Source organism: Paenibacillus roseus (assembly GCF_016424485.1).
Classification (GTDB): domain Bacteria; phylum Bacillota; class Bacilli; order Paenibacillales; family Paenibacillaceae; genus Paenibacillus_D; species Paenibacillus_D roseus.
The window spans coordinates 82,129-94,107 of sequence record NZ_JAELUP010000117.1 but is presented as its reverse complement, the minus strand read 5'-3'; the positions used below and the strand labels follow the sequence as shown (position 1 = coordinate 94,107).

Genomic DNA, 11,979 nt, shown 5'->3' with positions numbered 1-11,979 from the left:
CTGGGATTAGAAAAACAACATTCCCAGGCTCATGACCAGCGTAGATAGCAGCATGGAGGCAATAATCAGGTAGACCACTATTTTCACCCATTTGTTGTTTTGCATTACTGCGGTCTCCTTTCGGTTATAATAAGGACAACTATTTTACTATTGTATACGATTTATACGGACGGAGGGAAGTCAAATGATCATAGAAAAGCGTTTGGTAGAAGAATTCATGGAGCTGGTCCGTGTGGACAGCGAGACACTTCATGAACAGGAAATTTGCCGGGTGCTCAAAGAGAAATTTGGCGCGCTCGGACTTCAGGTCGAGGAAGACGACACCGCGGCAGTAACGGGCCATGGAGCAGGCAACCTGTTTATCAAGCTTCCGGCCAATGGCGTAGATGGAGCGCCGCCGATTTTCTTTACTTCCCATATGGATACCGTAACCCCAGGCAATGGCATTAAGCCTCAGCTGGATGCGGACGGCTATATTCGCAGCGACGGGACAACGATTCTTGGCAGTGACGACAAGGCCGGGATTGCAGCGATGCTGGAGGCTATCAGAGTCATTCAGGAGCAAAAGCTTCAGCATGGCGATGTGCAATTCGTCATAACCGTCGGAGAGGAAGCCGGGCTGTACGGCGCAAGAGCGATGGACCCTGCCCGGCTTGAGGCGGCATTTGGCTACGCGCTCGACTCTAATGGCAAAATTGGGGATATCGCTGTAGCTGCGCCAACCCAGGCGAAAATCACCATGCAGGTCATCGGCAAATCCGCTCATGCGGGCGTAAATCCGGAAGACGGCATCAGCGCGATTCAGGTTGCGGCAAGGGCGATATCCCGCATGTCCCTCGGCCGCATCGACAAGGAGACGACGGCGAATATCGGCCGCTTTGAGGGCGGCGGCGCAACGAATATCGTATGCGACCATGTCCGTCTCGACGCAGAGGCCCGGAGTATCGTCCAAGAGAAGCTGGATAAGCAGATCGATTCTATGAAGCAGGCGCTGGAGAGCGCTGCGAAGGACTATGGTGCAGAAGCGGTGTTCGAGAGTGAAATTATTTATCCGGCATTTAACTTTACCGACGGGGATCTGGTGGTAGAGGTCGCCAAAAGAGCCATTTCACAAATCGGTGGAACGCCTCGACTGTTCCCGTCCGGCGGCGGCAGCGACGCGAATATTTTTAACGGTCTCGGGGTGCCGACGGTAAACCTGGCGGTTGGCTACGAGCATATTCATACGACCAAGGAACAAATCAAGGTGGAGGATTTGGTTAAAACCTCCCGTCTTGTTGTCGAGCTTATTACAGAGGCTGGCAAGCTGAAGGCATAAATGAATTGCGCCAGCCCTCCGATCTGGGGTATAATTGAACCATCCGGAAGAACCGTAGCGAAGCCAAGCTTTGCTGCGGTTTTTTACGTTCTATGGGAGGGGGAATAAAAAAACGAATGTATGTTCGAAAAAAAGCTTGGCAAAGGGGAACAAACAAGGTAAAATTAGATTATAAATCGTGAAGGGTGTGAGTTGTTTGTCAGATCGTCGCGCAGCTCTTGAGATGGCATTACGCCAAATAGAGAAACAATTCGGTAAAGGCTCCATAATGAAACTAGGCGAGAACGCCGGCATGCAGGTCGAGACTGTTCCAAGCGGTTCGCTCGCTTTAGATATTGCACTAGGAATCGGCGGATATCCTCGAGGAAGAATTATTGAAGTATATGGTCCGGAATCGTCAGGTAAGACAACCGTAGCGCTTCATGCGATTGCGGAGGTTCAGCGTATTGGCGGACAAGCTGCTTTCATCGACGCAGAGCATGCGCTTGATCCGCTTTATGCAAGAAAGCTTGGCATCAATATCGATGAGTTGCTGCTATCGCAGCCGGACACGGGGGAGCAGGCGCTGGAGATTGCCGAGGCGCTTGTACGCAGCGGCGCGGTTGACATCATTGTCATTGACTCGGTAGCCGCACTCGTTCCGAAGGCGGAAATTGAAGGCGAGATGGGAGACTCTCACGTTGGTCTGCAGGCTCGTCTGATGTCCCAGGCGCTCCGCAAGCTGTCAGGGGCGATCAACAAGTCCAAGACAATCGCGATCTTCATCAACCAGCTTCGCGAGAAAGTCGGCGTTATGTTCGGGAATCCGGAGACGACGCCGGGCGGGCGCGCGCTTAAGTTCTATTCCAGCGTCAGACTGGATGTACGGCGTGTGGAGACGCTTAAACAGGGCAATGATATGGTAGGCAACCGCACACGCATCAAGGTCGTGAAAAACAAAGTGGCGCCTCCGTTCAAGCAGGCGGAAATTGACATCATGTACGGGGAAGGCATTTCCCGCGAGGGGAGCCTGATTGATATCGGGACCGATATGGATATCGTACAGAAGAGCGGCGCATGGTTCTCTTATAATGGCGAGCGTCTTGGACAGGGCCGCGAGAATGCGAAGCAGTATTTGAAGGATCATCCGGAGGTCGCTGAAGTGATTGAGCGTGAAGTACGCAATGCAAGCTCATTGTCGGAGCAGGCGGTCGCGGCCGCATCGCTTGGCAATGGACAAAACGAGGATGAGGGAGATTTGGAAGAAGAATTGTTCTAAATTCCGAATTTTGTTGACAGCCATGTATAATATAATTTAATTGTATAGGAGAAAAGCACCTTAGCCGGGTGCTTTTCTCTTCATCAGGGGAATTTCAGAGCTATATTTGTTTTCATCCCAATTTTAGAAGCAATTTTGTACATCGCAAGGGGGAGCATTGTGGAGCCGAGAGGACGAAATGGGCAGGAGGTCTATCAAATTGATGCCATTGCCAAGGATGTCCTTCAGAAAGGACGTTTCCTGATTTGCACAGAGAGCCGGCAGGAGCCTCTGCTTTCTGTTCACGAGGATATTCTTGTTCAGTACCGCCTGATCAAGGGACGCATGCTCACAGGAGTCGAACTCGAAGAGATCAAGCGGGAAGACCGGAGGCAAAGCGCCTATGCGCTGGCGATAACCTATCTGGGCACGAAGCCCCGGACACGCAAGGAAATCGAACGTTACCTCAGTCGCAAGCAGTTGGAGCCAGAGCTGATTGAACAGATTGCGGACCGGCTGGAGGCGGAAAAGACGATTGATGACCGGGAATATGCCCGCATGTATGCGCGACAGCGTCTGCGCAACCATGCCAAAGGCAGGCTGGCCATCAAGCAGGAGCTTCAGCAGCGCGGTGTCTCCAAGACAGCAGCGGCACAGGCTGTATCCGAACTGGATGAGGAAGCTGAGCTGGCTGCGGCAATAAGGGCAGCTAGCAGAAAGTGGGGCTTTCTCAAGGGAGAGATGCGGGACAGAAAGAGGAAGCTGGCTATGTTCCTTATGCGCAAGGGATACCCGTCAGGCGTCGTCAGGGAAGCTGTCAAAGCAGCCGCTATAGCTTCTCCGGATGAAGGAGATAGTTATGATGAAGAATGGATGGATTGATCCATAGATTTGCAATTCCACCATTCTTGAAGGAAGTATCAGGTCAGACCCGATTCCAAGTCGGGGCTAATGCTTGACAATTGAATTTATCAAAAGATAAAATAAGTTTGTATTCCTTTCTATTTTAAATCAGTTTTCCTTCCAAAAATTGATTTGAATGGATGATTTCGTCAATACCTACGTATGTCGATGAACGGTTTGAAAACCGGCTTTGAAAACCCAATAACATCCCAAGCGTTTGCCTTGGTGAATGCAACGAGGAGGTGAGAAAGATGGATGATATCTGGATCACGATCGTTCTCGTTGTTGGCGCGATATTCTTAGGGGTTGCGATTGGTTATTTTATTCGAAAGTCGATTGCCGAGGCCAAGATTTCAAGTGCCGAGCAAGCTGCTGTCCAAATCGTTGAAAACGCGAAGAAAGAAGCGGAGGCGCAAAAGAAAGAGACGGTTCTTGAGGCAAAAGACGAGGTCCACAAACTCCGGTCCGAAGCTGAAAAAGACATTCGTGAGCGTCGTAATGAAATACAACGTTTAGAAAGACGACTGTTGCAGAAAGAGGAGTCGCTGGATAAGAAAATAGAAGCGCTGGAACGCAAGGAAGAACAAGTTGCCAACAAGGAGAAGCGAATCGAGGAAACCCAAGATCAGATTGACTCGATTTACAAGCAGCAAATTTCTGAATTAGAGCGTATTTCCAGCCTCACAATGGAGGATGCCAAACACTTAATTCTGACGAATGTGGAGCAGGAAGTGCGGCATGAAACAGCGCAATTGATTAAGGAAATTGAGCAGCAAGCCAAAGAGGAAGCTGACAAGAAGGCGCGTGACATTATCTCGTTGGCCATTCAGCGGTGTGCGGCTGACCATGTTGCAGAGACGACTGTCTCCGTCGTTTCTCTGCCGAATGAGGAAATGAAAGGCCGGATTATCGGCCGTGAAGGACGCAACATCCGAGCATTGGAAACATTGACCGGTATCGATCTGATAATTGACGATACGCCGGAAGCGGTCATTTTGTCTGGTTTCGACCCGATCCGCCGTGAAATTGCCCGTACCTCACTGGAGAAGCTGGTTGCCGACGGTCGGATTCATCCGGCGCGCATTGAAGAGATGGTTGAGAAATCCCGCAGAGAAGTGGACGAGCGTATCCGTGAATACGGTGAGCAGGCTACTTTTGAAGTGGGCGTACACGGACTGCACCCGGATCTGATCAAGATTCTGGGCCGCCTGAAGTACCGTACAAGCTATGGTCAGAATGTGTTGAAGCACTCCATGGAGGTTGCTTACCTGGCAGGACTTATGGCAGCTGAGCTGGGAGAAGATATTACGCTTGCCAGACGTGCTGGTTTGCTGCATGATATCGGTAAAGCTCTTGACCATGAAGTTGAAGGCTCCCATGTTGAGATTGGCGTGGAGCTTGCGAAGAAGTATAAGGAGCATCCTGTTGTCATCAATAGTATTGCTTCCCACCATGGGGACTGCGAAGCTACCTCCGTTATTGCAATGCTGGTTGGCGCGGCTGACGCCTTGTCTGCTGCCCGTCCTGGGGCAAGAAGAGAGACGCTGGAGACGTATATCAAGCGTCTGGAGAAGCTGGAAGAAATTTCGGAATCATTTGAAGGTGTGGAAAAATCCTACGCGATTCAAGCCGGACGCGAAGTTCGCGTCATGGTTCAGCCTGAGAAAATTGATGATACGGAAGCTTTCCGATTGGCTCGTGATATTACGAAAAAAATCGAAGGCGAACTGGATTATCCAGGTCACATCAAAGTAACGGTTATCCGGGAAACTCGAGCTGTTGAATACGCCAAATAGTGAACATGCTGACAGGTGGTTGAACGGTCGTTTCAACATGATACAGAATGTACGAGCTGTTGCCGCCATCGCGGCGACAGCCAAATCTAACCAGGAAATACAAGTAGTGCAGAAGGCAAAAGCAATAGCCTATAAACGTATATTTTGAGAAAGTGGCTGATTATCAGCCACTTTTTAAATTTCTTTACTAAGCTGAACTAAAGAAACGGAAGTAGATAGCCGGAGTGTGAAGGGATTCTGGAGAAGCGAAGCGCTCGCCCTTGTTCCCGGATTTCCCCTTTATGTCCTGTTCGTTCAAGAAATCCGAACAACAGCGATCGGAAGAATCTTTCACACGCAGGCCCTGCCTGATATTCTTTCGTTCAACTTATATAGATAGGCTAGGGTGGCTGCAATGGGCTGCAAAGCTGTAAATCGTCAAGGGACGGATAGAGGGAAGGTACCGAATGAAGGTTTTGTTTATTGGAGATATTGTTGGCAATGTCGGAAGAAATGCGATGAAACAGGTTCTTCCAGCATTGAAGTCCAAATATCATCCCGACATTATTATAGCCAACGGTGAAAATGCCGCAGGCGGCCGCGGGATTACCGGAGCCATTGCCCGGGATTTTTTTAGCTGGGGCGTTCATGGGATTACGATGGGCAATCATACGTGGGATAACAAGGATATTTTCGAATGGATTGATGATGAGCCCCGTCTGATCCGTCCGGCCAACTATGCGCCGGAGGCGCCTGGGCTGGGATACACGATTATTAAGGCAGGCAATAAGGAGCTTGGCCTCATCAATTTACAAGGCCGCGTATTTCTGCCGCCAATTGACTGCCCGTTCCGCAAGGCGGATGAGATTTTGGATGAGTTGAAATCGAAGACGAAACATATTCTTGTAGATTTTCATGCTGAGGCTACCTCGGAGAAGATTGCTATGGGATGGTATCTGGACGGCAGAGCGTCTGTTGTAGTCGGTACACATACTCATGTTCAGACGAATGATGATACCATATTGCCGCAAGGAACCGCTTATTTAACCGATGTGGGGATGGTAGGCTCCCGGGAGGGCGTGCTGGGAATGGAGCGGAAAGCGGTAGAGTACAAGTTTCTCACCCAGATGCCCAGCAGATTTGTTGCCGATGAGGGTGAATGGCATTTCCACGCCATATTAACCGATCTCGATGATGCGACAGGCAAAGCCAAATCCATTAGCAAAATCAGATGGGTGCAAGAAGATCTGCTTATGCTGTAGTTCAGAAATCCGTATGTGCATACAATATTGGAATATACGGTCCATCTTCCACAGGCTTTGCCTTGGGAGGTGGGCTTTTGTGCATAAGTCGGGCGCTGGGAGCATATCATCAGAATCGTCCGACAATTCAGAACAGTTTGAAAGGTTACCTTAAAAAGAAGGAATTTTTATTCCTCTCTCGAATAGAAATAAGTAGTGGAATTCATTCATCATTCCCGAGGAGGTACTTTTCATGGAGGTATTAAAAGTTTCAGCAAAGTCCAATCCAAATTCTGTTGCTGGTGCGCTGGCTGGCGTATTACGTGAACGCGGCGCTGCTGAATTGCAGGCAATCGGGGCTGGTGCATTGAATCAAGCGATTAAAGCAGTAGCAATTGCCCGTGGATTTGTGGCCCCAAGCGGGGTAGACCTGATTTGTGTTCCTGCATTTACAGATATTGTGATAGACGGGGAAAATCGTACCGCCATCAAGCTGATTGTTGAGCCAAGATAAGGTTGGATTGTAGCTTGACAGGCACTACAACATAAAATAATTCTGAATAGACAAGACCGCTTATTTTCTGCGCCTATCGAGGCGGCTATGCAATAATGGCTGCAATCGTTTGGCCGAGAGTGCCAACCTGTTTACACATACGTAGGCAGGTTTTTTTGTGTGGATGGATAACTGTAGCGCGTGGATGAGTCATCTGCCGCTGCTATTGTTTGTTTAATTAAACTGACTTCGGGGGGCTGATCGGTATGAAACATGATCCGCTTGTAGATTTTCACTGCGATGTGCTAAGCAAGCTGCTGGGTGACGAGAGCTTATCCTTTGACAATGACCCGACAGGGAAACTGGACGTTACATATGAACGTCTGGCGCAGGCTGGCGGGTGCATACAAGCCTTCGCCATTTATATACCGGAGCATATGGAGCGGGGACTGCGGCCTGTGCTGCGCAGTGTCGATTTATTTTACCGCAGCATCCTCTCACACCCAGGAATCAAGCTGATCTGCAGTGCCCGGGATATCAATGAGGCCCAGCAAGCAGGACGAATTGGCGCTTTGCTTACGCTTGAAGGGGTGGACGGCCTGCAAGAAGACTTCAGTGCGCTGCGGGTGTTGTTCCATCTGGGTGTCCGCTCGATCGGACTAACGTGGAACCATGCGAATTGGGCTGCTGATGGCGTGCTGGAACCGAGACAGGGAGGGTTGACCGGAAAAGGACGACGCTTGGTCAAGCTGTGCAATGAGCTTGGAATATTGCTTGATGTTTCCCACCTCACGGATAAAGGCTTCTGGGAGCTTGCTGATTTGAGCAGCAAGCCGTTCATTGCCTCGCATTCCAATTCACGCGCGATATGCGACCACCCTCGCAACTTGACGGATGACCAGATCAGAGCGATCATTGCAGTGGACGGACGGATCGGAATTACATTTGTGCCGTGGTTTGTGCGCAAGTCAGGAGAGGCAACGGTAACAGATGTTATTCGCCATATCGAGAACGTATGCGAGCTTGGCGGCGCGTCACATCTGATGCTGGGTTCTGATTATGATGGAATTGACTCCCATATTGCCGGACTTTCTCATCCAGGAGAGACGCCGCGGCTGGCCGAAGCGATGCAGCCGTATTATACAGATGAGCAGATAGCCGGATTTTTTGGGAAAAATGCGATTCAATTTCTGGAGAGCCATCTGCCATCCAATTCTTCTCATTCGATATAAGTTGGATGAAAGAATGTTCAATTCATATAGAAGCCAAACGCTGATTTCGGCTTTAATCAAGGAAATCATTTAAAAACCTTGCATTTTACAGGCAAGGGACATAAAATTTTATGTGACCGTTATTTAGATAGGATTATGCGAAACGCGAACTTTTTTAAACGTAAAGTACATTTCGACAAATCCGGTTCATGATGGTATGAACGAATGCATTCGACTGGGCTGATGGAATTCAGGCTGGAGAGGTTCGCCTCTTCCAAATCAATAGATTTATAAAACGAATGACACAATTTCAGAGAATGTCGACCAAAAAGAGGAGATGGGCGTTTTGATTAGTCAATTGTCTTGGAAAATCGGGGGACAACAAGGGGAGGGCGTTGAAAGTACGGATCGTATTTTCTCAACAGCATTGAATCGGCTGGGCTATTATTTGTATGGCTACCGCCATTTTTCTTCCCGCATTAAAGGAGGCCATACGAATAATAAAATTCGGATCAGCACCAAGCCCCACAGGGCGATATCCGATGATCTGGATATTCTCGTTGCTTTCGACCAGGAAAGCATTGATTTGAATGCTCATGAGCTTCGTGCGGGCGGCGTCGTTGTTGCGGATGCCAAATTCAATCCGGTGCTGCCGGAAGGTGTGGAAGCGAGGTTGTTCCCGGTACCGATCACCTCAATCGCAGAAGAGCTTGGAACATCCTTAATGAAAAACATGGTCGCTTCAGGGGCTTCCTGGGCATTGCTCGGATTGCCGCTTGAGGTGTTCAATAAAGCGGTGGAGGAAGAATTCGGACGCAAAGGCCCTGCGATTGTAGAGAAGAATGTGGAGGCCGTCAAGCGTGGATCGGAATTTGTGCTGGAACTGGCCGGAGGACCGCTGGAAGAGTTCAGGCTGGAAGCAGCGGACGGCAAGCAGAAGCTGTTCATGATCGGCAATGAAGCGATTGGGCTTGGCTCTGTTGCCGCAGGCTGCCGCCTCATGTCGGCTTATCCGATCACCCCGGCTTCAGAGATCATGGAGTATTTGATCAAGAAGCTGCCGAAGTTCGGCGGTACTGTTGTTCAAACGGAAGATGAAATTGCTGCGGTTACGATGGCAATCGGCGCAAATTACGCGGGTGTCCGCACGATGACGGCATCGGCAGGCCCGGGCCTGTCCCTGATGATGGAGGCCATCGGCCTGGCGGGCATGACCGAGACGCCGCTTGTCATTGTCGACACCCAGCGTGGAGGCCCGTCTACAGGACTTCCGACCAAGCAGGAGCAGTCTGATCTGAATGCGATGGTCTACGGGACACACGGCGAAATTCCGAAGGTCGTTATTGCTCCGGCGACGATTGAAGATTGTTTCTATGACACTGTGGAAGCGTTCAACGTTTCCGAGCAGTATCAAGTGCCCGTCATTGTCATGACTGACCTTCAACTATCGCTTGGCAAGCAATCCTGCGAGCCGCTGGACTACGAGTCGATCAAGATTGAGCGCGGAAAGCTCGTCCACGATGCGCTGGAATTGGAGCCGAACGAGCTGTTCAAACGGTACGAGTTTACAGAAGACGGCGTATCCTCGCGCGTGTTGCCGGGCGAGAAATACGGATTGCACCATGTGACCGGCGTTGAGCATGATGAGAGCGGTCGCCCGTCCGAGAATGCAGTCAACCGCCAAAAAATGATGGATAAGCGACTTGGCAAGATCAAGGGTCTTCAGATTCGCGACGCTATCCGTGTAGAGGCACACCATGAGGAGCTGGATTTGCTGCTGATTGGCATGGGCTCAACCGGAGGCACGATTGATGAGGCAAGAGCCAGACTTGAGCAGGATGGCGTTGCGACTGGGCAAGTGACAATCCGCCAGATTCATCCGTTTCCGACAGACCTGCTTGCTCCGTATCTGGAGAGAGCGAAGAAAGTCATCGTCGTTGAAAATAACGCAACTGCCCAGCTTGCTTCCCAAATTAAAATGAATGCGGGCTACGGGAATAAAATTCATCATTTGCTCAAATATGACGGGAATCCGTTCCTGCCTCTCGAAGTCTATACAGCCTGCAAGGAGTTGAACTAAGATGGCCACATTCAAGGAATTCAGAAATAATGTCAAGCCCAACTGGTGTCCGGGCTGCGGGGATTTTTCCATTCAGGCCGCGATTCAGCGTGCGGCTGCGAATGTCGGGTTGGAGCCGGAGAATCTGGCCGTCATCTCCGGCATTGGCTGCTCGGGGCGAATTTCCGGGTATATCAATGCGTACGGTCTGCACGGCATCCATGGCCGCGCCCTGCCAATCGCCCAAGGGGTCAAACTCGCCAATCGTGAATTGACAGTTATCGCATCGGGCGGTGACGGCGACGGATTCGCTATCGGGATGGGCCATACCGTACATGCCATCCGGCGCAACATTGACATTACGTATATAGTTATGGATAATCAGATTTATGGCCTGACAAAAGGCCAAACATCGCCGCGCAGCGCAGAGGGCTTCAAGACGAAATCGACGCCGGAAGGCTCGATTGAATCCGTTCTCTCGCCGCTTGAGATTGCGCTCTCAGCAGGGGCGACCTTTGTAGCCCAATCGTTCTCCAGTGATCTGAAGCAGCTTACGGCACTGATTGAGGCGGGTCTTAATCATAAAGGCTTCTCGCTGATTAATGTTTTCAGCCCATGTGTGACTTTCAATAAAGTCAATACGTACGACTGGTTTAAGGAAAATATCGTGAATCTGAGCCAGTTCCCAGACTATGATCCGACTAACCGCATTGCTGCCATGAATAAGATTATGGAGACGAACGGACTGCTCACAGGACTTATTTATCAAAATACCGCGCGCAAACCTTACGAGGACCTGATTGCCGGATTCCAACCGGAGGGACTCGCCCGCCAAGATTTGAAGCTGACCAGCGACGAGTTTGACAAGCTTCTGTCTGAATTCAAATAAGGCGTTTCGTTTCAGTCATCCCGGAGGTATACAGCTATATAAGCCTGTATGCCTTTTTCCGCGGATTTGCAAGACCATCAAGATCCATACTGTACATTTACTTTTAGAGAAAAAAAGGAGAAAATTAGCAATGAAAACTGTACCTGTAGGTGTCTCAGCCCGCCATATTCATTTGTCCCAGGAGCACGTAGAGCAACTATTCGGAGCTGGATACCAGTTGACAGAGATGAAGCCTCTTTCCCAGCCCGGACAATACGCCGCGAATGAAACCGTTGCAGTTGTCGGTCCCAAAGGCAGCTTCGGCAAGGTGCGCATTCTAGGACCTGCGCGCAAGCAGACACAGCTTGAGGTTTCCCGTACCGATGCGTTTGCGCTTGGTGTGAATCCTCCGGTTAGAGAATCCGGTTCAATTGCAGGGACACCCGGCATTACCATCCAGGGGCCAGCTGGCGAGGTTGTGCTGGAGGAGGGCGTGATTGTAGCTGCGCGCCATATTCACTTTCACACCTCTGATGCCGAGAAATGGGGCATTGTCGACAAGCAGCTTCTCCGAGTCAAGCTTGAGGGAGAGCGCGGTCTGATTTTGGACAATGTCATCGCCCGTGTGTCTTCGGATTTTGCTCTGGATATGCATATTGATACGGATGAGGCTAACGCTGCAGGAGCGAAAACAGGAGATACTGCAATTATTCTCGATTAGCGTTTGTCGAACATGCAAATGCAATGCCTATATTCCACACGAAAAACCATGCTTTGCCCTTTGGGGCAGGGTATGGTTTTTTAAACGTGAAATGAATCTTTTACCCGTCCATAGACAGCCAGTCGTTCAACTTTTACTCGAATTGCTTTATTG

Annotated in this window: 11 protein-coding genes; 10 read left to right on the top strand and 1 reads right to left on the bottom strand. The window is 50.1% G+C overall.

Annotated elements, in window-relative coordinates:
- Positions 1-6: 6 nt before the first annotated feature.
- Positions 7-105, bottom strand: coding sequence for a stressosome-associated protein Prli42 (gene prli42, locus JFN88_RS23180; RefSeq protein WP_199021726.1), 99 nt, complete (start codon positions 103-105; stop codon positions 7-9).
- Between the two features lie 79 nt (positions 106-184).
- Here prli42 and JFN88_RS23175 point away from each other — a divergent pair, with 79 nt between their 5' ends.
- From JFN88_RS23175 to pduL, 10 genes are all read left to right on the top strand, one after another.
- Positions 185-1,318, top strand: a complete 1,134-nt coding sequence (locus JFN88_RS23175) for a M20/M25/M40 family metallo-hydrolase (RefSeq protein WP_199021725.1) — start codon at positions 185-187, stop codon at positions 1,316-1,318.
- Positions 1,319-1,514: 196 nt separating this feature from the next.
- On the top strand, positions 1,515-2,576 hold the full coding sequence (gene recA, locus JFN88_RS23170; RefSeq protein WP_199021724.1) for a recombinase RecA: 1,062 nt from the start codon (positions 1,515-1,517) through the stop codon (positions 2,574-2,576).
- A gap of 159 nt (positions 2,577-2,735) precedes the next feature.
- Entirely contained in the window at positions 2,736-3,437 is a 702-nt protein-coding gene (locus tag JFN88_RS23165; protein ID WP_199021723.1) for a RecX family transcriptional regulator, read from the top strand.
- Positions 3,438-3,709: 272 nt separating this feature from the next.
- Complete coding sequence (gene rny, locus JFN88_RS23160) at positions 3,710-5,254, top strand: ribonuclease Y (protein WP_199021722.1); 1,545 nt, start codon at positions 3,710-3,712, stop codon at positions 5,252-5,254.
- Positions 5,255-5,700: 446 nt separating this feature from the next.
- Positions 5,701-6,495 (top strand): TIGR00282 family metallophosphoesterase, encoded by a 795-nt coding sequence (locus tag JFN88_RS23155; RefSeq protein WP_199021721.1) that lies wholly within the window; start codon positions 5,701-5,703, stop codon positions 6,493-6,495.
- A gap of 232 nt (positions 6,496-6,727) precedes the next feature.
- Positions 6,728-6,988 carry a stage V sporulation protein S gene (locus tag JFN88_RS23150; RefSeq protein WP_199021720.1) on the top strand — a complete coding sequence of 87 codons (261 nt, stop codon included), beginning with the start codon at positions 6,728-6,730 and terminating at the stop codon, positions 6,986-6,988.
- A 245-nt stretch (positions 6,989-7,233) separates the two neighbouring features.
- Complete coding sequence (locus JFN88_RS23145) at positions 7,234-8,199, top strand: dipeptidase (protein WP_199021719.1); 966 nt, start codon at positions 7,234-7,236, stop codon at positions 8,197-8,199.
- A 325-nt stretch (positions 8,200-8,524) separates the two neighbouring features.
- Entirely contained in the window at positions 8,525-10,258 is a 1,734-nt protein-coding gene (locus JFN88_RS23140) for a 2-oxoacid:acceptor oxidoreductase subunit alpha (protein WP_199021718.1), read from the top strand.
- 1 nt (position 10,259) lies between these two features.
- The gene (locus JFN88_RS23135; RefSeq protein WP_199021717.1) at positions 10,260-11,126 is read left to right on the top strand and encodes a 2-oxoacid:ferredoxin oxidoreductase subunit beta; all 867 of its coding nucleotides are present in this window, start codon (positions 10,260-10,262) and stop codon (positions 11,124-11,126) included.
- Between the two features lie 130 nt (positions 11,127-11,256).
- Positions 11,257-11,826 carry a phosphate propanoyltransferase gene (gene pduL / locus JFN88_RS23130; protein ID WP_199021716.1) on the top strand — a complete coding sequence of 190 codons (570 nt, stop codon included), beginning with the start codon at positions 11,257-11,259 and terminating at the stop codon, positions 11,824-11,826.
- Positions 11,827-11,979: the final 153 nt, after the last annotated feature.